General features: G+C 71.5%; 18 protein-coding genes and 1 riboswitch. Of the genes, 1 reads left to right on the top strand and 17 read right to left on the bottom strand.

The window, feature by feature from the left end; all coding sequences use genetic code 11:
* Positions 1-146 precede the first annotated feature (146 nt).
* Positions 147-932, bottom strand: coding sequence for an SGNH/GDSL hydrolase family protein (locus OHA81_RS26310; protein ID WP_329199840.1), 786 nt, complete (start codon positions 930-932; stop codon positions 147-149).
* Between the two features lie 165 nt (positions 933-1,097).
* Positions 1,098-2,069, bottom strand: a complete 972-nt coding sequence (locus OHA81_RS26305) for a LysM peptidoglycan-binding domain-containing M23 family metallopeptidase (protein ID WP_329199838.1) — start codon at positions 2,067-2,069, stop codon at positions 1,098-1,100.
* A gap of 2 nt (positions 2,070-2,071) precedes the next feature.
* Positions 2,072-2,248: riboswitch (cyclic di-AMP (ydaO/yuaA leader) on the bottom strand.
* Between the two features lie 359 nt (positions 2,249-2,607).
* On the opposite strand from OHA81_RS26305, the gene OHA81_RS26300 reads away from it, so the two are divergent.
* On the top strand, positions 2,608-3,414 hold the full coding sequence (locus OHA81_RS26300; RefSeq protein WP_329199836.1) for a tyrosine-protein phosphatase: 807 nt from the start codon (positions 2,608-2,610) through the stop codon (positions 3,412-3,414).
* Positions 3,415-3,494: 80 nt separating this feature from the next.
* Here OHA81_RS26300 and OHA81_RS26295 read toward each other — a convergent pair whose 3' ends face one another.
* From OHA81_RS26295 to OHA81_RS26225, 15 genes are all read right to left on the bottom strand, one after another.
* Positions 3,495-4,898 carry an aspartate aminotransferase family protein gene (locus OHA81_RS26295; RefSeq protein ID WP_329199834.1) on the bottom strand — a complete coding sequence of 468 codons (1,404 nt, stop codon included), beginning with the start codon at positions 4,896-4,898 and terminating at the stop codon, positions 3,495-3,497.
* Positions 4,895-5,926 (bottom strand): adenosyl-hopene transferase HpnH, encoded by a 1,032-nt coding sequence (gene hpnH, locus OHA81_RS26290; RefSeq protein WP_329199832.1) that lies wholly within the window; start codon positions 5,924-5,926, stop codon positions 4,895-4,897. The genes OHA81_RS26295 and hpnH overlap by 4 nt, the downstream gene beginning before the upstream one ends.
* 5 nt (positions 5,927-5,931) lie before the next feature.
* Complete coding sequence (locus OHA81_RS26285) at positions 5,932-6,579, bottom strand: phosphorylase family protein (RefSeq protein ID WP_329199829.1); 648 nt, start codon at positions 6,577-6,579, stop codon at positions 5,932-5,934.
* Positions 6,579-8,648: a squalene--hopene cyclase gene (shc, locus tag OHA81_RS26280; protein ID WP_329199828.1), complete on the bottom strand. Its 2,070-nt coding sequence runs from the start codon at positions 8,646-8,648 to the stop codon at positions 6,579-6,581. Before shc ends, OHA81_RS26285 begins: the two co-directional genes overlap by 1 nt.
* A gap of 130 nt (positions 8,649-8,778) precedes the next feature.
* Positions 8,779-9,873, bottom strand: coding sequence for a polyprenyl synthetase family protein (locus OHA81_RS26275; protein ID WP_443056684.1), 1,095 nt, complete (start codon positions 9,871-9,873; stop codon positions 8,779-8,781).
* Between the two features lie 68 nt (positions 9,874-9,941).
* Positions 9,942-11,315 (bottom strand): hydroxysqualene dehydroxylase HpnE, encoded by a 1,374-nt coding sequence (gene hpnE, locus OHA81_RS26270; protein WP_329199824.1) that lies wholly within the window; start codon positions 11,313-11,315, stop codon positions 9,942-9,944.
* Between the two features lie 61 nt (positions 11,316-11,376).
* Entirely contained in the window at positions 11,377-12,297 is a 921-nt protein-coding gene (hpnD, locus tag OHA81_RS26265) for a presqualene diphosphate synthase HpnD (RefSeq protein ID WP_329199822.1), read from the bottom strand.
* A 53-nt stretch (positions 12,298-12,350) separates the two neighbouring features.
* Positions 12,351-13,298 (bottom strand): squalene synthase HpnC, encoded by a 948-nt coding sequence (gene hpnC, locus OHA81_RS26260; RefSeq protein ID WP_329199820.1) that lies wholly within the window; start codon positions 13,296-13,298, stop codon positions 12,351-12,353.
* 340 nt (positions 13,299-13,638) lie between these two features.
* Positions 13,639-14,421 (bottom strand): ABC transporter ATP-binding protein, encoded by a 783-nt coding sequence (locus tag OHA81_RS26255; RefSeq protein ID WP_329199818.1) that lies wholly within the window; start codon positions 14,419-14,421, stop codon positions 13,639-13,641.
* Positions 14,414-15,343, bottom strand: a complete 930-nt coding sequence (locus tag OHA81_RS26250) for an ABC transporter permease (protein ID WP_329199816.1) — start codon at positions 15,341-15,343, stop codon at positions 14,414-14,416. The genes OHA81_RS26255 and OHA81_RS26250 overlap by 8 nt, the downstream gene beginning before the upstream one ends.
* 98 nt (positions 15,344-15,441) lie before the next feature.
* The gene (locus OHA81_RS26245) at positions 15,442-16,323 is read right to left on the bottom strand and encodes a glycosyltransferase family 2 protein (protein ID WP_443056797.1); all 882 of its coding nucleotides are present in this window, start codon (positions 16,321-16,323) and stop codon (positions 15,442-15,444) included.
* Positions 16,324-16,331: 8 nt separating this feature from the next.
* Positions 16,332-17,111, bottom strand: coding sequence for a CDP-alcohol phosphatidyltransferase family protein (locus OHA81_RS26240; RefSeq protein ID WP_329199812.1), 780 nt, complete (start codon positions 17,109-17,111; stop codon positions 16,332-16,334).
* Positions 17,089-18,150, bottom strand: coding sequence for an iron-containing alcohol dehydrogenase family protein (locus OHA81_RS26235; RefSeq protein WP_329199810.1), 1,062 nt, complete (start codon positions 18,148-18,150; stop codon positions 17,089-17,091). The genes OHA81_RS26240 and OHA81_RS26235 overlap by 23 nt, the downstream gene beginning before the upstream one ends.
* Positions 18,138-18,890 carry a phosphocholine cytidylyltransferase family protein gene (locus tag OHA81_RS26230; protein WP_329199808.1) on the bottom strand — a complete coding sequence of 251 codons (753 nt, stop codon included), beginning with the start codon at positions 18,888-18,890 and terminating at the stop codon, positions 18,138-18,140. The genes OHA81_RS26235 and OHA81_RS26230 overlap by 13 nt, the downstream gene beginning before the upstream one ends.
* On the bottom strand, positions 18,887-20,668 hold the full coding sequence (locus tag OHA81_RS26225; protein ID WP_443056796.1) for a DUF5941 domain-containing protein: 1,782 nt from the start codon (positions 20,666-20,668) through the stop codon (positions 18,887-18,889). Before OHA81_RS26225 ends, OHA81_RS26230 begins: the two co-directional genes overlap by 4 nt.
* Positions 20,669-20,856 lie beyond the last annotated feature (188 nt).

Raw genomic sequence — 20,856 nt, 5'->3', positions numbered from 1 at the left:
GCTGGACGGTCGTAGATGTCTACGACCATCCCAACGCACACCGGCCCCCGGGGATTCCGCTTGCGTCCCCCGGCGTGTCGCGCCCGACCCCCGCCGACCCCGCCGACCACGCCCTGCGACGCGGCAGGTCCGCCCCGCCCCGCCCCCTACAACGGCAGCAGGTCCGGCCGCTTCGCCGCGACGTGGTCCCCGGAGGACTCGCCGCGCAGCCGCCGCCCGATCCAGGGAACCAGGTGCTCGCGCGCCCACTGGATGTTGTCCCGCGTCACGTCCACCGAACCGCGCGGCCGCTCCGGCGGCCACGGCTGGTCGGGGTCGGCGGGTACGTCGAGGCCGAGCACCTGGGCGGCGCGCAGCGCGACCCGGGTGTGTCCTTCGGGTGACAGGTGCAGCCGGTCGGTGTCCCAGGCCCGCCGGTCCTGTACGGACTTGAGCGACCAGAGGTCGAGTACCGGGCAGTCGTACCGGTCGGCGATGGCGCGCACATGTGCGCTGTACGTCGCCACCTTGCCGCGCAGGTGCTTGAGGACCGGCACCCCCCGGGTGTCGAACCCGGTCGTGATCATGACCTGGCCGACGGAGCCGGTGAGGTCGGCCACGGCCGCCTCGAAGCGCTCGGCCACGTCGTCCGGGTCGGTCCCCGGACGGATGATGTCGTTGCCCCCCGCGCAGAAGGTGACCAGGTCGGGCGCGAGGGCCTTGGCCCTCGGCACCTGGTCGGCCACGATCTGGTCGAGCACCTTCCCCCGGACGGCCAGGTTCGCGTACCGGAAATCGTGTTCTTCCCGCTGATCGGCCAGGAGCACGGCGAGCCGGTCCGCCCAGCCGAGATACGAATCCCCGGGTCCCGGGTCCCCTACTCCCTCGGTGAAGCTGTCCCCGATCGCCGCGTACGAACCGATGGTCTTGAGTGTCGTCTTCGTCGCTGCCACAGCACCACATCCTTCACCCCCGCGGGCGACCTACGCCAACGTAATGAGGGTTTGACGGACCGTGATCTACGCCACGATGCACATGAGGAATAAGAAACGCGTGAGGCCGGGACCTCTTTCGGGGTTCCGGCCTCACGCGTCCGGGCGTCCCCGTCCCGCGGTGCGTCAGATGCTGACGCCCTTCGAGCGCAGGTAGGCGAGCGGGTCGATGTCCGAGCCGTAGGACGGACCGGTGCGGATCTCGAAGTGGAGGTGCGGGCCGGTCACGTTGCCGGTGGCGCCGGAGAGCCCGATCTGCTGTCCGGCGGTGACGCTCTGGCCGACCGAGACGGACAGCTGGGAGAGGTGGCCGTACTGGGAGTACTTGCCGTCGGCGTGCCGGATCACGACCTCGTTCCCGTACGCACCGCCCCAGCCCGCCGTGACCACGGTGCCGGCGCCGACCGCCTTGACGCTGGTGCCGGTGCTCGCGATGAAGTCGACACCGGTGTGGTAACCGGAGGACCACATGCTGCCCGCCTGCTTGTACGGGGTGGAGGTCCCGCCGCTGACCGGGGCGACGAATCCGGACGCCGTCACGGCGCCGGTGGAGGAGCCGGAGTCCTGCGTGGACGGGGCGTCGGGCTGCTCGGCCGCGGAACCGCTGCCGGAGCCGGCCTCGGAGGACGCATGGGCCCCGGCGGAGGACCGCTCGGAGGTGTCCGGAGCCGGGGCAGTGCCCGCGACACGGGAAGCCGGCTTGGCGGGGGTGCGGTCACCGTGCCCGCCGAGCGTCAGCCGCAGCCCCGGGTGGATGAGGGAGGGATCCGCGCCGACGGCCTCGCGGTTGTCGGCGTACAGCCGCTGCCAGCCGCCGGACACGTGGCGCTCGGCGGCGATCTTCGACAGGTAGTCGCCGGGGACGACGGTGTAGACGCCGGGGGCGGCGGCCGGAGCGGCGGCGGGCGCGGCCTGCACGGACACCGGGAGCTGCGGGGCCTGGACGGGCAGCGCGGTGTGGGCGGCTGCGGGGACGGCGTGGGCGCCGGCGGCACCCATCAGCGGCAGCGCGAGCGCTGCGCCGCCGGTACCGGCTGCGGCCAGTCCGCGGGGGATGGCACGGGACTTCGGTCGGCGGTGCTTGCCTTTTGCGGGCATGACGAATTCCTCTCCGTCGCCTGCGAGGTGAGCTGTCGGGTTCGGACTGGAGATGTCCGGTCGTACGCACAGCGGCGACGTACGACTTCACCCCGAGCCGTTCCGGCGGGAAGATCCGGAACAGCGGCTTACCTGGTTCCCCCGCTCCTGCCGCGCGCGTGAATAGTCGGGTGCGGTTCCCGGGCGGCGGCAGGATTCGGCGGTCCACCCGGATCGATCGCGAAGGTAATCCAGCGGGGCAGTGCACAACAAGCCATGAATTCCCTGACGGAATAGCAGATATGAGGAGCCGGCTGAATTCCCGTCACCCTGCGTCCATTCCGCTCCCCCAACGGCCGCGGCGACAAGGGAATTCGCGTTCCGCGATCAGGCACGCTCGGTCACCGTATGATCTGGCTCACGGCGTCCGGCGCGATCTCGCCCCCGGATATGGCAAGTTGGCCCCAACCCGCCCAATTCGGACAGCGCGACACGACCCGGCAGCCCACGGCCACCACCCCGGCCGCGACGGCCCACGACGATGCGGAGGATCCGTTCCGTGACCCAGCAGATAGCCGCCAACCCGCCCACGGGGCCCGAACTGTCCGGAGTGCGCAATTTCCGCGATGTGGGTGGCCTGCCGACCACCGACGGACGGAGGGTCAGGTCGGGACTTCTCTTCCGAAGCGGACATCTGGCACATGCCACCGAAAACGATGTGGAATTCCTGACCTCACTCGGTCTGCACACCGTTTTCGACTTCCGCAACGGTGCCGATCACGCGCTGGAAGGGCCGGACGTCGATCTGCCCGGCGTGCGGAACGTGAACATTCCCCTGACGGACCCGGCGGACGGCCGGGAGTTCTGGAAAATGGTCCGCGACGGCGATCTGGGGCAGCTCCGGGGTCTCCTGGGCGAGGGAAGGGCCGCCGCCCGGATGCAGAACTCGTACCGGACGATCATCAGGGACCGGACGGCCGAGCACAGCCGGGTCGTCCACGCGCTCGCCGAGGACAGCGTCCCGGCCCTGATGCACTGCGCGGCCGGCAAGGACCGGGCCGGTCTGTCGATAGCCGTCACCCTGCTCGCCCTCGGGGTCGAGCGCGAGGCGATCGTGGCGGACTACCTGGAGTCGAACGCCCCGCACAACCGCTATCGGGTGCGCCGCACCGACGACTCCCCCGACGCCCGCTCCCCCGAGGTGATGGAGCTGCTGGCCCCGCTCTTCGACGCCCGCGCCGAGTTCCTGACCACGGCGTTCGAGACGATCGACGCGACGTGGGGCGGGGTGGGGCCCTACCTGGCCGAGGGGCTCGGGCTCACGCCCGCGACCCTCGGCCGGCTGAGGGACCGGCTCCTCGACTGACCGGCGGCTCGACCCACCGGCTGCTCGGGCGGCCGGCCGCTCCCCTGGCCTGGACCGGCCAAGACGACCGGGGCAGGCCGTCAGCGGTTGCCGACGGCCTGCTTCACCAGCGTCCTGCCGAAGTCCCACATCAGGGCGCCCCCGCCGTGCGCCTCGTCCATGACCTCGCGGAAGGCGGTGACGAACCGGTCCACATCCGCCTCGTCCACGATCAGCGGCGGGATCAGCTTGATGACCTCCAGGTGGTCTCCGGAGACCTGCGTGAGGATCCGGTGCTTCTGGAGCAGCGGGACCACGACCATCTGCGCGAAGAGCCCCTTGCGGGCCGCCTGGAGCATCGTCCAACGGCTGCGCAGACCCAGGGAGGACGGCCGGCCGAACTCGATGCCGATCATCAGTCCGCGCCCGCGCACCTCGTGGAGCAGCTCGTACTCGTCCACCAGCGCCGCGAGCCGTCCGCGCAGCAGGTCGCCCGTCGCGCGGGCGTTGGCCACGATCCCCTCGTCCTCCATGACGGTGAGCACCGCCAGCCCGGCCGCCATCGCCTGCGCGTTGGAGCCGAAGCTGGCGGAGTGCACCAGCACCCGGTCCATGGAGGAGTAGACCTTCTTGAAGATCCAGTCCCTGCCGAGGGTCGCCCCGACCGGGACGTAGCCCCCGGAAAGGGCCTTGGCCACGCACACCAGGTCCGGTTCCAGGCCCGGCTCGTGCTGGTACGCGTAGAACTCCCCGGTTCGCCCGAGGCCGGTCTGCACCTCGTCGGCGATCAGCAGCGCCTTGTGGCGGCGCAGCAGGTCCTGTGCGGCGAGCAGGAACCCGGGCGGGGGCGCGAGGACCCCCTTGCCCTGGATGGGCTCCACGACGAAGGCGGCCACGTCGCCCGCTTTCAGCTCCCGCTCCAGCGCGGCCAGGTCGCCGAGCGGGATCCGGGTGTCGGGCAGCAGCGGGGCGAAGCCGTCGCGGAAGCCACCCTCGCCGTTGATCGAGAGGGAGCCGGCGGTCAGGCCGTGGAAAGCGTGGTCGCAGTAGAGGACCCTGGGGCGTCCGGTGGCGTACCGGGCGAACTTGAGGGCGGTCTCCACCGCTTCGGTGCCGCTGTTGCCGAAGAAGACCCGGTCCAGGTGGGGGCTGTAGGAAAGGAGCTTTTCGGCCAGCAGCCCGGGCAGGGGCTGGCAGTCGAAGCGGGTGAGGTCGGCGAGCTGGGCGTCCAGGACGTCGTGCAGCGCCCGGCGGACGACCGGGTGGTGGCGGCCGAGGCCCATCACGCCGAACCCGGCGAGCATGTCGAGGTAGTCGTTGCCCTCGGCGTCCCAGAAGTGGGCGCCTTCGGCCCGCACGTAGACCTTGTCGAAGCCGATGGTGTGCAGCATCCGGGGCAGCTGGTGGTTGAGGTGCCGGGCGTGCAGTTCGTACCGCTCGGCGCCGCGTTCGGCCAGCAGGGCGCCGAGGTCGAAGCCCTTGCCCCCTCCCGTGGCGGGCGTCATGCCGAGGTGTCCCGGTTGCCGCCGAGCGTCTCCCTGGCCGCGCGCAGGGACTCCTTGAGGGAGCCCATCGTGGCGAGGACGGCGGTCGGCTCGTAGCCGCAGTGCGCCATGCAGTTCGCGCAGCGGGGGTCCTTCCCGCGGCCGTACTTGCTCCAGTCGGTGTCGTCGACCAGTTCCCGGTACGTGGGGACGTACCCGTCGCTCATCAGGTAGCAGGGCCGCTGCCAGCCGAAGAGGGAGTAATTCGGAATGGCCCAGGCGGTGCAGGGAAAATCGGCCTTGCCCTCCAGGAAGTCGAGGAAGAGCGGGGAGTGGTTGAGCCGCCAGCGCCGCCGGTTGCCGCCGGCGAACGCCTTCTTGAACAGTTCCCTGGTCTGATCGACGCCGAGGAAATGTTCCTGGTCGGGGGCCTTTTCGTAGGCGTAGGCGGGCGAGATCATCATTTCGTCGACCTTGAGGTCGTCGTTGAGGTAGTTCAGCACCTCGATGACCGTCTGCGGTGTGTCGGTGTTGAAGAAGGTGGAGTTCGTGGTGACGCGGAAACCGAGCCTCTTGGCTTCCTTGATGGCCGCCACGGCCTCGTCGAAGACGCCTTCCTTGGCCACGGACTCGTCGTGCCGCTCGCGCAGCCCGTCGATGTGCACCGCGAAGGCGAAGTACGGGGAGGGCGTGAACTTCTCGATCTTCTTGCGCAGCAGCATCGCGTTGGTGCAGAGGAAGACGTACTTCCTGCGCGCCACCAACTGCCGGACGATCTCGTCGATCTGGGGGTGCATCAGGGGTTCGCCGCCGGCGATGGACACCATGGGCGCCCCGGATTCCAGCACGGCGCCGACGGCCTGGGCGACGGGCATGCGCTGCTTGAGCACCCCCGCCGGGTGCTGGATCTTCCCGCACCCCTCGCAGGCCAGGTTGCAGGCGTAGAGCGGCTCCAGCTCGACGATCAGCGGGAACTTCTCACGCTTGCGCAACTTCTGTTCGAGAAGATAGGTCCCGACCCTGATGGACTGTCGCAACGGCATGGCCATCTGGCTCACCTCCTGGGGAGCAGCAAAGAACGGTGCCAGTCATAAAACGCGGGCAGTACGGCACGCAATACACGGAAGGCCGATATTCCTCCGCGAACCGTGCCGATTCGGACGAGCTCATGCTCCGGAGCGTCCACGATCACCCGGACGGCCGCAACCGGACGGCTCGCGCCCCTGGTGGCGGTCCACAAGGTGGCGGCGGATTCCATGTCGACGGCGATGGCGCCGGTGGCGCGCAGCTGGGCGCGCTCCTGGCCCCGTACGACGTGGTCCGATCCGGTCAGTACGCCGGTGTGCACGGTCCGGCCGGGAACGGCCCGGGCCAGTGCCCCGGCGAGCAGGGGGACGCCGTCGCAGACGACGGTGCCCCGGGGGTCCCGGGCCTCCTCGGCGACGACGAGGTCGCCGGGGTTCATGCCGGGGGCGAGGCCGGCGCAGAAGCCGGTGGCGAGTACGGCGGCCCCGCCCATGCCGGGCGGGGCGAGGGCCCGGGTGACGGCCCGCTCGGCGGCGCGCGGTCCCATGCCGGTGCGCAGGACGGTGTACTCCTGCGGGGAGCCGCGGTCGCCGCCGCTGCGCAGGGCCAGCCGTTCGATGCGCAGGGCGCAGGCGACGAGCAGCGGTACGCAGGAGGGGTCGGCCCGGTCGCCCATCAGGCCTCCTCGGCCAGGGCCGCCGTGGCCTCGCGGACGGGACCGGCCGTGGTCACGTGGGCGGGACCCGCCGTGAACCGGCCCTCGGGGCCGAACGGTTCCCCGTACAGGTAGCGGCCGAGCGCGGTGAGCGGGAACACCTGCCGGTACAGGTGGTAGTTGATGGAGAAGTCCCAGGGGAAGCCGGTGCCGGTGAAGTACGGCTCGTCCCAGGAGCCGTCCTCGCGTTGGGTGTGTACGAGGTGCGCGATGCCGCGCTCCACGGCCTTGCCCCCGCGTTCCCCGGCCGAGAGCAGGGCCATGAGCGCCCACGCGGTCTGGGAGGGGGTGGAGGCGCCCTTCCCGGCCCAGGCGGGGTCCTTGTACGACCGCTGGTCCTCCCCCCACCCCCCGTCCTCGTTCTGTACGGACTCCAGCCAAGCCACCGCCCGCCGGATCGCGGGGTGCCCGGTGGGGAACCCCGCGGCGGTGAGGGCCGGGACCACCGAGCCGGTGCCGTACACGTAGTTGGTGCCCCAGCGGCCGAACCAGGCTCCGCTGGGCTCCTGTTCGGCCAGCAGCCAGGCGATGCCCCGCCGGGTCCGGGCGTCACCCGTCATGCCTTCGACTGCCAGCATCTCGACGACGTGGGCCGTGACGTCGGCCGAGGGAGGGTCGATGACCTCGCCGAAGTCGCAGAAGGGCAGCCGGTTGGGGAAGGGACTGGTGTTGTCGGCGTCGAAGGCACCCCAGGCACCGTTCTTCGACTGCATGCCGAGGTTCCAGGACACCCCGCGGGCGATGGCGGCCTCGACCTTCGCCGAATCGGGGTGCGCGATCCGGCGCAGGGCGAGGACCACCTCGGCGGTGTCGTCGATGTCGGGGTAGTTGTCGTTGTGGAACTCGAACGCCCAGCCGCCGGGGGCGAGTCCGGGCCTTCGGACGGCCCAGTCGCCGCTGCGCGTGATCTCCTCGCCGAGCATCCAGTCGGCCGCCTTGAGCAGGGCGGGGTGATCGGGAGGCAGGCCCGCGTCGGCCAGGGCGATGGCGGCCAGGCAGGTGTCCCAGACCGGTGACTGACAGGCCTCGATCATCCGGGTGGGACCTCCCTCGCCGTCGGGCCCGGGACTGCCGTCCTCGCGCCAGACGGCGAACCGGTCCAGGGACTCCAGGCCGGCCCGCATCACGGGGTGTCCGAGGTCGTAGCCCAGCAGGTGCAGGGCGATGACGGAGTAGACGGCGGGCGGCTGGATCCCGCCCCAGCAACCGTCGTTCTCCTGGCGCTCGATGATCCAGCGGGCGGCGGTGTCCATGGCGGCCTTGCGCAGCCGGCGCGGGGCGAAGCGCCGGTAGACCTGCAGGGCCTTGTCCATGCGCTGGAAGGCGCCCTCCCAACTGGTGAGCGGGGCGACCGGTCCGGCGGGGTTGGGGTTGCGCGCGTCGGTGTGCAGCTCGTCCAGTGCGAACGGTGCGGGGCGGACCGGGCGCAGGGCGGAGACCACGGTGAGCGGGACGATGGTCTGGCGGGCCCAGCAGCCGAAGTCGTAGATGTTGAGGGGCACCCAGGGCGGCAGGAAGACCAGTTCCGGCGGGAGTTCGGGCAGGTGCTCCCACTTCCACCAGCCGAACAGGGCCAGCCAGATCCGGGTGAAGACCCGGGCGGCGGCGATCCCCCCGTGGGCCCGGACCCAGGCCGAGGCGCGCGCCATGTGGGGGGCGTCGGGCGGGTCCCCGGCGAGCCGCAGCGCCACGTACGCCTCGATGGTGGCGGAGAGTTCGGGAGGTCCGCCGTGGAAGGTGGCCCAGGTGCCGTCCTCGCGTTGCTCACCCCGTACGAATAAGGCGGCGGCGCGTGTGGTGGCCTCGTCCCGGATGCCGAGGAACTGCCGCAGCAGCAGGTCCTCGGCGTCCATGGTGACGTTGGTCTCCAGGTCGCCCTTCCACCAGCCCGCCGGATCCTGCCGGTCGAGCAGGTGGCGGACGGCGCGCTCGGTGGCGTCCTGGACCCCGGGCAGCACGCCCGGTGTGGCGGCCGGGCCGGGCTCGGGCCCCGCGCCCGGGGTTCCGCCGCCGTCGGTCGTCGCAGTCATGGCTTCCCCTTCGTGCAGTGTCCTCTGCTGTGCTGGGGTCTGCCGTCGGCCGGTGCACGCCTAGGCAGTGCCGAACAGGTGGGCGGCGCCGGCCGGCGACTCATGATTCATATCCGCGCCCGGGCGATAATCACCTCTTGCGCACGACGACGAAGTCGGCGAGGGCGACGAGCTGGTCGCGCACCCGCTGCGGCATATCGACGTCGTCGAGGGCGCGGATCGCCACGGCGTGCTGCCGGCGGGCCTCGTCGGCGGTCCACCGGCGTCCGCCCGCCTCCTCGATGAGGGCGGCGCGGGCGGCGAACTCCTCTTCCGAGAAGTTCTCGAAGTCGTTGCTCTTGGCGTCGGCGGCCAGCAGCCGGGCCAGTTCCTCGCAGGCGGGTCCGCCCGCCGCGAGCGCGGCGACGACCGGCAGGGACTTCTTGCGCTGGCGCAGGTCGCTCCAGGTCTGCTTGCCGGTGGCTTCGGGGTCGCCCCAGATGCCGAGCAGGTCGTCGACGGCCTGGAAGGCCAGGCCGAGGTGGTACCCGTACTCCTCCAGCTTGTCGGCGGTACGGTCGTCCGCGCCGCCGAGGACGGCGCCGATGGAGACCGCGCAGGCGAGCAGGGCGCCGGTCTTGTTGCCCTCCATCTCCAGGCACTCCTCGACGCTGACCCGCTCGCGGTGCTCGTAGGAGATGTCCTGCGCCTGGCCGTCGATGAGTTTGCGGGTGGCGGTGGTCAGCCGGCGCGCCGCCCGGCCCGCCTCGACGGTGCCCAGCTCCAGCAGGACCTCGTTGGCGAGGGCGAACAGCGCGTCGCCGACGAGGATGGCCTGAGCGGGGCCGTGCACTTTCCACACCGTGTCGCGGTGGCGGCGCTGTTCGTCGCCGTCCATCAGGTCGTCGTGCAGCAGCGAGAAGTTGTGGACGAGTTCGACGGCCACGGCGCCGGGGATGCCGACCTCTGCGGCGACGCCCGCCGCTTCGGCGGAGAGCAGTGCGAGGGCGGGGCGCACGGCCTTGCCCTGGTCGCCGTCCGCGGGGTTGCCCTGGGCGTCGATCCAGCCGAAGTGGTAGGCGGCGACGGTGTCCATGGGTGCCGCGAGCCGGTCGACGGCGGCGCGGAGCACGGGGGTGGACAGCGTGCGGCCGCGTTCCAGGAGCGCCAGCGTGTCCGCTGCCTCCCCACCGGCCGTGCCCACGCTGCCGCCGGTGTTCTCGACAGCCGGATTCCCCGGGTTCACTGGCTCTCCTCTGGTTCCTGTACGTACTGCTGTGCGTGCTGCGGGTGTGCCGCTGGTGCTGGTGGTGGTCATGCCGCCTCTTGCAGGGGGTTTTCGCGGTGGCGGCCGAGCGCGGCGAGTGCGGCGTGTGCCGCGCCCACTCCGCTGCGGACGGCGCTCTCCATGGTCGCGGGCCAACCGGTGGCGGTCCACGCACCGGCGAGATACAGCCCCGGCGTGTCGGTCCGGAATCCGGGGCGGAGCCGGCCGACGCCCGGGGTGGGGGCGAAGGTGGCGGTGCGTTCGCGGGTGACGAAGAAGTCCCGTACCTTCGCCCCGCGTGCGGCCGGAAGCAGCCGCTCCAGTTCGGGCAGGTACTTGGTCCGCAGGACGGAGACCGGTTCGTCGATGTCTTCCTGGGCGGCGGACTGGGACAGGGCCAGGTACTGGCCGCCGTCGGTGAGTCCGGAGGCGTCGGTGCGGTCGAAGACCCACTGGACCGGGGAGCCCAGCGCGGCGAAGAAGGGGCGCCGGAGCACCTTGCGGTCGTAGACGACGTGGACGTTGAGGATGGGGGCGGTGCCGATGTCGAGGAGCTTGTCGGGGTCGGCCAGCGCCCCTGCCGGGAGCAGTCCGTGGGCCTCGCGCTGCGGGACGGCGAGGACGACGGTGGCGGCGTCCAGCGCCTCGGTCTCGGTGTCCACGCGCCAGTTCCCGTCCTGCGAACGGGAGATGCCGGTGACGCGGGCGCGCAGTTCGGTGCGTACGCCGGCGGCGTCGAGTTCCTTGCGGGCGAGCGTGTCGTGCAGGTCACCGAGCGGGACGGTGGCCCAGCCGATGTCGGCGGCGCCGTTCTCGGACAGCAGGCCGGTCTTGAAGACCATCGCCGCGAGTCCCAGCGAGGACTGGTCGGCGGTGGCGTTGAGGGTGGCGATGCCGACGAGGTCCCACAGTGCCTCGATGGCGCGCGGGGACTGGCCGTAGCGGCCGAGCCAGGTCGCGAAGTCGACTCCGTCGAGCGCCGGGTCGGTGGGGTCGAGGCGGCGCAGGGCGAGGGCGGCGCGCCCGACGCCCGCCCGCTCGGCGAGGGACAGGTGCGGATAGCGGGCCAGGGAGGACGCCAGGTGCAGGGGGACGGGCAGGGCGCTGCGGCGCAGCCGGCCCAGGCGCGGGCCGCCGGGGCGGGCGACGTCGAGCACGGGGACGTCGAGCCGCTCCTGCAGCGGTGCGAGGGCGGCGCCGCCGATGCGGTCGAGGAACCAGCGGTAGGCGGTGCAGCAGCGGAGGTAGACGTGCTGGCCGTTGTCGACGGTGAGGTCGCCGCGCTTGAAGGAGAAGGCGAGGCCGCCGAGCCGGGGCCGGCTCTCCAGGAGGGTCACCCGCAGCCCGGCGCCGGCCAGTTCGAGGGCGGCGGTGACACCGGCGAGGCCGCCGCCGACGACCACCGCGTGGTTCGCGCTCATGCGTCCTCCTTCGTCGTCCGGGAGGACGCCGGAGTGTCGGACGGGGTTGCTCCGGCGGCCATCAGCTCCGCCTCCTGGTGCTCTGGCGGGAGATGGTCCGCGCGTCGAGGCCGGACAGGCCCCGGACGGCGACGTACGCCTTCTCGCGGGTCGGCAGTGAGACGCGTCCGCGCAGGACGGCCTCGGGTTCGCGTTCGATGCGGTCCAGGAGGCGCCGGTAGATGCCGGCCATGGCGGCCACGCAGGCCCCGCTGCGCCGGTCGAGCATGGGCAGCAGCCGGTATCCCTCGGCGAACAGGGCGCGGGCGCGCCGGACTTCGTGGTGGACGAGCCCGGCGAAGTCGGCGCCGGCGGGGGCCCGGTCGGTGCGGAAGCCGTCGGAGCAGCCGAACTTGGCGAGGTCCTCGGAGGGCAGGTAGGTGCGTCCGTTGCCGGCGTCCTCGCGCACGTCGCGCAGGATGTTGGTCAGTTGGAGCGCGAGGCCCAGGGTGTCGGCGTACTCGGGGGCGCGGTCCGCGTCGGCGGCGCCGGGTGCGGTGCCGAAGACGCCGAGGGAGAGCCGTCCGATGGCGCCGGCCACGCAGCGGCAGTAGACCTTGAGGTCGTCCCAGGTCTCGTAGGTCTCGCCGCGGACGTCCATCAGGACTCCGTCGATGAGTTCGTCGAGTCCGCCGAGGGGGATCGGGAAGCGGCGCGCGGCGTGGGCGAGGGCGACGGCGACCGGGTCGGTGTCGTCCTCCTCGATCTCCTCGGCGCGGATACGGCCGAGCAGGGCACGGGTCTCTTCGAGCCGGACGAGCTTGGCGTCCGCGGGCAGCGTGCCGTCACCGATGTCGTCGACGCGGCGGGAGAAGGCGTACAGCGCGGACATCGCCTGCCGCTTGTCCGTGGGCAGCAGGCGGATGCCGTACGCGAAGTTGCGCGCCTGGGTTCCGGTGACGGCCTCGCAGTAGCTGTAGGCCGCGGAAATCGGTGCGGACAACGCGGTCGGCTCGGACGGTGTGGACGCGTGTGTGGGGCCCTGCACGTTCGGGCTCACCCCTTTCTCGGCGCTGAGCGCAGGACGGCGGCCACCTCGCGGAGCAGGCCGCTCCTGGTGGGCTTGGGCGGGCCGGGGGCTACGTCGAAGCCGGCGGCCGCGATCGCGTTCAGGGCGGCGCGCCCCCCTCCCACGAAACCCGCGAGCAGCAGCCGGAGCCTGCCGTTCACGCTGCCCACGAGCGGGGTGCCCTCGTCGAGCAGCGCTCGGGCGCGTTCGGATTCGAATGCGATCAGGGAGCGTACGGACGCTCCGGCGGTGGGCGCTTGCAGGTCCGTCTCGGTGACGTGGAAGCGGCGCATGTCCTGGCCGGGGAGGTAGATCCGGTCGCGGCCGAGGTCTTCGGTGACGTCCTGGAGGTGCTCGGCGATCTGCAGGGCGGTGCAGATCGCGTCGGAGTGACGGATCCGCTGGGGGGTGCTGGTCCCGGTGAGGGAGAGGACGAGCCGGCCGACGGGGTTGGCGGACAGCTCGCAGTAGGCGACGAGGTCCTCGTACGTGTCGTAGCGCGAGACCAGCTGGTCCTGGCGGTTGGCCTCGATGAGCCCGAGGAAGGGTTCGGGGGTGAGGCCGTGGGCGCGGACGACGGGCTGCAGGGCCTGGAGGAGCGGATGGCGCGGGGAGCCGCCCGCGGCGCCGAAAACGCGTTGCAGGTCTGCCTCGAAGGCGTCCAGCATGGCGAGCCGGTCGTCGGCGGCGGCCGCGTCGAGGCCCAGGAGTACGGCGTCGTGCCCGCCGGGGGCGAGGTCGCCGTCACCGATGTCGTCGACCAGCCGGGCGTACCCGTAGACCGCCATGAGGCCCGCCCGCCAGGCGCGCGGGAGGAAGGAGGGGGCGACGGGGAAGTTCTCCGTCCGCGCCTTGCCGAGGGTGGCGCGCGCGTGGGCGTCGGAGGCTGTGGGGGCCGGGTGCCGCCGGGGTCGGGTGCCGTGCCCCGGGGTCACCGCCCGCCGCCCGGGGCGGGGACGGCCACCGTGCCCGGGGGCCGGAGAATTCCCATAGCCATTGCCGTCACATCTCCCGTTCTACACTGCCGACCCAAGTCATCCTATTTCGGACACGCCGCCGGACTTTACCCGGGGTGCCCCGGCTTTTTCGACTGCGGGGAATCGTCCCCTCTCGGCACGATTGGAGAACTGGTCCAGCTTACGCTGTACAACGCCGCGCAGGCCTATCGGGTATTCGTCCGGAAGGGAATGTCGGGCACCCGGAATATGCGGCTCACACCGAGGCCCCCACCGCACGGAGCGGCAGGGGCCAGCGGTCGTCACGCGGAGTGCGCCGTCAGTGGCTGGTGGCCTTCTCGTAGGCCGAGACGACTTCCTCGGTGGGCCCGTCCATCAGGAGTTCGCCCTTCTCCAGCCACAGCACCCGGTCACAGGTATCGCGGATGGACTTGTTGTTGTGGCTCACCAGGAAGACGGTGCCGGCCTTCTCGCGCAGCTCGCGGATCCGGGCCTCGGAACGGACCTGGAACTTCCGGTCACCGGTCGCCAACGCCTCGTCGATCATCAGGACGTCGTGGTCCTTGGCGGCGGCGATGGAGAAACGCAGGCGCGCGGCCATACCGGAGGAGTAGGTGCGCATCGGCAGGGAGATGAAGTCGCCCTTCTCGTTGATGCCCGAGAAGTCGACGATGTCGTCGTAGCGCTCCTGGATCTGCTCGCGCGTCATGCCCATCGCCAGTCCGCCGAGGACGACGTTGCGCTCGCCGGTCAGGTCGTTCATCAGCGCCGCGTTGACGCCCAGCAGCGAGGGCTGGCCGTCGGTGTAGACGCGGCCGGACTCGCAGGGCAGCAGACCCGCGATGGCGCGCAGCAGCGTCGACTTGCCCGAACCGTTGGAGCCGATGAGGCCGATGGCCTCGCCCCGGTAGGCGGTGAAGGAGACGCCGCGCACGGCGTGCACCTTGCGCACGCCCGGGGAGTCGCCCTTGCCGCGGCGCATGATCTTGCTGAGCGCCGCGGTGGCACTGCCCTTGCCGGCGCTGCCGGTGTTGACGCGGTAGACGATGTGGACGTCGTCGGCGATGACGGTGGGGACGCGACCCCTGTTGTTCTCAGCCACGGCCGTAACGCTCCTCAGCCTTCCAGAAGTACACGAAACCGCCGGCGCCGATGACGACGGCCCAGCCCACCGCGAAGGCCCAGACGTGCGGCGGCAGGTGGTGCGGTCCGTAGCTGTCGATGAGCGCGAAACGGATCAGGTCCATGTAGATCGCCGCGGGGTTCCACTGGAGCACGTCCGCGATCCAGTGCGGCCGGCCCTTGAGCATCTCGCCGATCGAGAACATGACGCCCGAGGCGTACATCCACGTGCGGGTGATGAACGGCATGAGCTGAGCGAGGTCGGGGGTCTTGGATCCCATCCGCCCGAAGATCAGCGCCAGGCCGGTGTTGAAGACGAACTGCAGCGCCAGCGTCGGGATGACCAGCAGCCAGGACGGCCGCGGGTAGTTCCCGAAGGCGATGACGATGACGAGCACCACGATCATCGAGTACAGCAGCTGTCCGAGCTGCTGGAGCGAGAAGGAGATCGGCAGCGAGGCGCGCGGGAAGTGCAGCGCGCGGACCAGGCCGAGGTTGCCCGGGATCGCCCTGACGCCCGCCATCAGCGAGCTCTGGGTGAAGGAGAAGACGAAGATGCCGATCACCAGGAAGGGGATGTAGGCCCCCTTCGGCATGCCGCGTCCCGCGTTCAGGATCAGGCCGAAGATCAGGTAGTAGACCAGGGCGTTCAGCAGGGGGGTCGCCACCTGCCAGATCTGGCCGAGCTTCGCCTCGCTGTACTGCGCGACGAGCTTCGCCCGGGAGAAAGCCATGATGAAGTGGCGCCGCCCCCAGAGCTCGCGCACGTACCCGCCCAGGCTGGGCCGGGCGCCGCTGACGGACAGGCCGTACTTCCTGGCGAGCTCGGCGGGGGTGAGCCCCGCGTCTTCGGACGGCGGCTTGCTCGTGGCGAGGGCGCCGTCGTGGGTTGTGTCACTCACAAGTTGAAACTTTCCGTCTTCAAGATGCGGCAGAAGGGGGCATCGGACCCTGGGGCGCGGGCCCGGTGATCGGGCCCATGCTCCCAGACCCGAGCTTGTCAGATGACAGGTGGTCGGCCCAGCCGGGTCAACCGCCAGACCGTACGCCACTTCATGGGGCGACGAGGACCGCAGGGTACGGTCCAGCCCTCCTTGAACCCGCCGAACCAGGCTTTGAGCGCCGGTGCGGAAGGCCTGCGGACGAGGGTCAGGGCCATCCAGACGCCCAGGTAGACCGGCACCAGGGGGGCGGGCAGGTTGCGGCGGGCGAGCCACACGCGGTTACGGGCCACCATACGGTGGTAGACGGCGTGCCGGGAGGGGGCCGTCGTCGGGTGCAGCAGCACCATGTCCGCGCGGTAGTCGATCAGCCACCCGGCGTCGAGCGCCCGCCAGGCCAGGTCGGTCTCCTCGTGGGCGTAGAAGAACTCCCCCGGCAGGACGCCGACCTGCTTGAAGACCTCGGTGCGGACGGCGTTGGCGCCGCCCAGGAAGGTCGTCACGCGGGACGAGCGCAGCGGGTCGGAGGCCCGCAGCCGCGGTACGTGACGGCGCTGCGTCTCGCCCGTGTCCGGGTCGGCGATCCGGAAGCTGACGATCCCGAGCCGGGGGTCCTCGGCGAAGGCCTGCCGGCACAGCTCGGCGGTGTCGGTCCGCTCCAGCAGCCCGTCGTCGTCCAGGAAGAGCAGCGCGTCCACGTCGAAGCCGTCGCGGCCGGCGGAGCGGAAGGCCTCGATGCCGACGTTGCGGCCGCCGGGGATGCCGAGGTTCTCGGGCAGCGCCACGGTGCGCACGCCTTCCGGCAGGCCGGTGACCTCGACGCCCTGGCCCACGACGACGACCTCGACGGGGTCGCCTTCCTGGCGGGCCACCGAGTCGAGGAGCGCCTTCAGCTCGTCGGGGCGGTTGCCCATGGTGATGATCACGGCTCCCAGCCGCATCGGCGTCGTCACTTGAGCCTGCTGGAGGCCAGGATCGACACCAGGTGCAGCACCGTCTGGAGCAGCGCGATGCCGGCCAGTACCGCGACGCCGAGCCGGGAGAAGTACAGGTCGCCGCGGACCTGGTCCAGCACGGCCAGCAGCAGGATCAGCAGCGAGGCCTCGATGCCGAGGACGAGCCGGTGGAACTTGAGCGCGGAGGCGGCCCGGCGGGCGAGCGCCATGCCGGAGGAGCGCGGTTCGGCGGCGGCTTCCGCGACGGGCGCCTTGCCGGTCTGGTGGCGGGCGACGCCGACCAGGTCGGTCTCGGCCTTGATCAGGATCGCGCCGAGCGCCGCGAGGGTGCCGAGGAAGGCCCACAGCCAGTCGATCCGGCCGCTGCCCCACAGGTCGCTGGCGCGCAGACCGAAGCCGACCAGGACCGCCGCGTCGCAGAGGTAGGCGCCGACCCGGTCCAGGTAGACCCCGGAGAGCGAGAACTGCTCCTTCCAGCGGGCCACCTCGCCGTCGACGCAGTCGAGGAGCAGGTACAGCTGGACGGCGACCACGCCGAGGACGGCGCCCCAGACGCCCGGCACCAGCAGGGCCGGGGCGGCGAGGACACCGGCGAGGGTCATCACGTAGGTCAGCTGGTTCGGCGTGACCTTGGTGCCCACCAGGACGCGGGTGATGCGCAGGGAGATCTCTCGCATGTACAGGCGGCCGCCCCAGTGCTCGCCACTGCGCCGGTCCTTGACGCCCGCAGGGTGTACGACGGGCCGGAGTTCAGCTACGGATGGTCTTGGCATAGTCGGCGTAAGCGTCCCTGATCTCGGCTGCGGACAGGTTGAGGTGCTCCAGGATGGTGAAACGTCCCGGACGGGTCTGGGGGGCGTACTCGACGGCGGCGACGAACTCGTCCGCGCTGAACCCGATCTCCTCGGGGGCGGTCGGCAGGCCGTGGCGGCGCAGTACCTCGACGAAGAGCCCGGACTGCTCCTCGGCCCCCCGCAGGTGCATCGCGAAGGCGGCGCCCATACCGACCTGCTCGCCGTGGAGCGCGGAGCGGCCCGGGTAGAGCAGGTCGAAGGCGTGGCTGATCTCGTGGCAGGCGCCGGACGCCGGGCGGCTGTCGCCGCTGATCGACATGGCGATGCCGGTCAGGACCAGGGCCTCGGAGAGAACGGTGAGGAACTCGTCGTCGGTGCAGTCCCCGGGGTGGCGCAGGACGGCCTCGCCGGCGGTGCGCGCCATGGCGGCCGCCAGGCCGTCCACGGGCTCCCCAGTGATCTTGTGCGAGAGCTCCCAGTCGGCGATGGACGAGATGTTGGAGAGCGCGTCGCCGATGCCGGCGCGGATGAACCGCACGGGCGCTTCCTTGATCACGTCGAGGTCGATGACCATCGCGATCGGGGTGGGCACTCCGTAGGAGCCGCGGCCGTTGTCGTTGTCCAGGATGGACACCGGGGAGCAGATGCCGTCGTGGGAGAGGTTGGTGGCGACGGACACCATGGGCAGCCCGACCCGCGCGGCGGCGTACTTCGCCACGTCAATGATCTTGCCGCCGCCCAGGCCGACCACGGCGTCGTAGCGGCGGCCCTTCATGTCGTCGGCCAGCTTGACCGCGGAATCGATGGTGCCGTCCCCGACGGCGTACCAGTCCGCGTGCGGCAGGACGGGTTCCAGCCGGGCGCGCAGCGCCGTGCCGGAGCCGCCGCTGATCGCGATGGCGAGCTTGCCGGACGCGGAGATGCGCTGGTCGGCCAGGAGGCCGGCCAGATCGTCCATCGCCCCGCGGCTGATGTCGACGACAACAGGCGAGGGGATCAGCCGCGTCAGTACTGGCATGCGATGGTCCGGCCCTTGGCGAGGTCGTCGTGGTTGTCGATCTCGACCCACTTGACGTCGCCGATCGGGGCCACGTCGATGGTGAAACCGTCGTTGACGAGCTGCTGGTAGCCGTCCTCGTAGTAGAGGTCGGGGTCGCGCTCGAAGGTGGTCTTGAGTGCCTCGGCCAGGGCCTCGGCGGCCTCGGGCTCGATCAGGGTGACACCGATGTACTCGCCCGTGGCAGCGGCCGGGTCCATCAGTTTGGTGATCTTCCGGACGCCTTCGCCGTCGGCCGTGATGACCTTCATCTCCTCGTCGGCCAGGTTCTTGACCGTGTCGAGGGCGAGGATGATCTTCTGGCCGTTGCCGCGGGCGTCCAGCAGGGTCCGCTCGACGGAGACCGGGTGGACGGTGTCGCCGTTGGCGAGGATCACGCCCTGCTTGAGGACGTCACGCGCGCACCACAGGGAGTAGGCGTTGTTCCACTCCTCGGCCTTGTCGTTGTCGATCAGCGTGATCTTGACGCCGTACTTGGCCTCGAGCGCCTCACGGCGCTCGTACACGGCTTCCTTGCGGTAGCCGACGACGATGGCCACCTCGGTCAGCCCGACCTCGGCGAAGTTGCCCAGGGTGAGGTCGAGGACGGTGAGGCTCTCCTCGTCGCCTTCGGGGCCGACGGGCACGAGGGCCTTGGGCAGGGTGTCGGTGTAGGGACGCAGGCGGCGTCCGGCACCGGCAGCGAGTACAAGGCCGATCATGCTGGTTCTCCTTCGTCATGTACGGCGGGTGCCCCGGAGGAGACCCAGAAGCGGATGCTCTCCACGAGCACCACGAGTGCCACGGCCACGGCCAAGGCCGTGAGCGCGACGGGGAAGTCCGCGGCGCGCGTCGCCAGTGCGGCGGCCAGGACGGCGGTGACGAGCACCCGGCCTTCGTGACCGCCGGTCGTCCGCACCAGCCAGTGCGGGGGCGCGCCGGTGCCACCGCGGATGCGGTACACCGTGTCGTAGTGATGGTAGGCGACCGCCGCGACCAGTCCGAATGCCGCCGGGAGGGCTCCGGGGACGTCCGCCTTGGCGGCGAGGATCAGTACGGTCGTGTACTCGGCGGCCCGGAAGACGGGCGGGACGAGCCAGTCGAGGGCGCCCTTGAGGGGGCGCGCGACGGCCACTGCCGAACACAGCGCGTAGAAGACGGCGGCGGCGACGGTCTGCCAGGCGCCGAACGGCTGGGACCAGGCCGCCCACAGCAGGGCGGCCGTGCCGACCACGGCGGCGGCCAGGCCGGCGCCGGGTGCCGTCCGGCCGACGGACCGGGCCACGAGTTCGGCGAGCGGGCCCGAGTCGGCCAGGTCGGCCAGCGCCCGGGCGGCGCGGTCGGTCCTCTCGGCCTTGCGGGTCAGCGAGCGCAGGACGCGACCGGCGGTGGTGTAGAGGGCGCCGAAGCCGCAGCCGATGAGGAGGGCGTAGAAGACGATGCGGGGGCTGGTCACCGCGGTCAGTACGGCGATCATCGCCCAGCGCTCACCGATGGGGAGGATGATCATCCGCCGGACCCACACCGTCCAGCCGACGCTGTCGAGGCGGTCCGAGAGCGCGGCCGTCGGGCTCGTGTTCGCCGCGGCGTCGTGGTTGGCCTCGTTGAAGGCGAAGTCCACGACGTGCCGGCAGGTCATGAGGATCATCGCGCCGAGCGCGAGGGCCCAGACGTCGTCGTCGTGCCGGGCGGCGCCGAGCGCGAGGCCCGCGTAGAAGGAGTACTCCTTCGCGCGGTCGAAGGTCGCGTCGAGCCAGGCGCCCATCGTCGAGTACTGGAGCGAGTAGCGGGCGAGCTGCCCGTCGGTGCAGTCCAGGACGAAGGAGACCAGGAGCAGCACCCCGGCGGCGATGTAGCCGCCGCGCTCGCCGGTGGCGGCACAGGCCGCCGCTATGAGGGCGGTGATCAGCGAGGCGGTGGTGACCTGGTTCGGGGTCAGGCCGCGGCGCGCGCACCAGCGGGCGATGTAGCGCGAGTACGGGCTGATGAAGAAGGTGGTGAAGAACCCGTCGCGGGACTTGACGGCGGTGCGCAGGCGTACGGCTTCGTCGTCCACGGCGGCGACGGCGGCCGCGGCCGCGTCGCGTTCGGCCGTGGTGGCGGGGACGGCGGCGACGAGGGTTCCGAGGTCGGGGCGCTGGACGGGGGTCCCGGCGGCCTCGACGGCGGCCGCGAGGCGGTCCGCGTAGGGGCCCGGGCCTTCGGGTGCGAGGGCCGCGGCCGCGTCGAGGGCGGCGCGGGCACCCGGCTGGACGGCGAAGGCGCCGGTCACGGCGCAGGCGTCGAAGCGCGGGTCGGTGAGGGCGAGGCGCAGGGCGTGCGGGTGGCCGACGAAGCCGCTGTCGACGACGGCGACCCGCTGGTCGGCCGGTACGCCGGCCAGGGCGGTCGCGGTGTCTGCGGGTCCGCCGGCCGGGCGGACCTCGAAGCCGAGCGACCGCAGCTCGTCGGCGAGCGGTGATCCGGGTACCGGCAGGCCGGTGAGGATGACGGTCGGCAGACGAACCCACTCCTTGCAGCGAACACTGGACGGCCGCCGCGCTGGGCGGCGGCACGACGGCAGAGGCTATCGGATGAACGGAAGCCGGGGTTCACCAGCCGTTTACGCCCGCACAAGCCGAATGTCCCGGGCGGCGGCCCCGGCCCCGCCATCATCGACGATCACGCCGAGGGACTACAAACCGCCCG

The sequence above is a fragment of the Streptomyces sp. NBC_00667 genome (assembly GCF_036226825.1).
Lineage (GTDB): Bacteria > Actinomycetota > Actinomycetes > Streptomycetales > Streptomycetaceae > Streptomyces.
Note: the sequence above shows the minus strand (reverse complement) of the source record. Positions and strands in the feature narration are given on the sequence as shown.

Bases quoted from the DNA above. Each gene is read 5' to 3' on its own strand.
- OHA81_RS26305 (WP_329199838.1), bottom strand. From the start codon at position 2,069: ATGCCCGCAAAAGGCAAGCACCGCCGACCGAAGTCCCGTGCCATCCCC.
- OHA81_RS26295 (WP_329199834.1), bottom strand. From the start codon at position 4,898: ATGACGCCCGCCACGGGAGGGGGCAAGGGCTTCGACCTCGGCGCCCTG.
- hpnH (WP_329199832.1), bottom strand. From the start codon at position 5,926: ATGGCCATGCCGTTGCGACAGTCCATCAGGGTCGGGACCTATCTTCTC.
- OHA81_RS26285 (WP_329199829.1), bottom strand. From the start codon at position 6,579: ATGGGCGACCGGGCCGACCCCTCCTGCGTACCGCTGCTCGTCGCCTGC.
- shc (WP_329199828.1), bottom strand. From the start codon at position 8,648: ATGACTGCGACGACCGACGGCGGCGGAACCCCGGGCGCGGGGCCCGAG.
- hpnE (WP_329199824.1), bottom strand. From the start codon at position 11,315: ATGAGCGCGAACCACGCGGTGGTCGTCGGCGGCGGCCTCGCCGGTGTC.
- OHA81_RS26245 (WP_443056797.1), bottom strand. From the start codon at position 16,323: ATGCGGCTGGGAGCCGTGATCATCACCATGGGCAACCGCCCCGACGAG.
- OHA81_RS26240 (WP_329199812.1), bottom strand. From the start codon at position 17,111: ATGCCAAGACCATCCGTAGCTGAACTCCGGCCCGTCGTACACCCTGCG.
- OHA81_RS26235 (WP_329199810.1), bottom strand. From the start codon at position 18,150: ATGCCAGTACTGACGCGGCTGATCCCCTCGCCTGTTGTCGTCGACATC.
- OHA81_RS26230 (WP_329199808.1), bottom strand. From the start codon at position 18,890: ATGATCGGCCTTGTACTCGCTGCCGGTGCCGGACGCCGCCTGCGTCCC.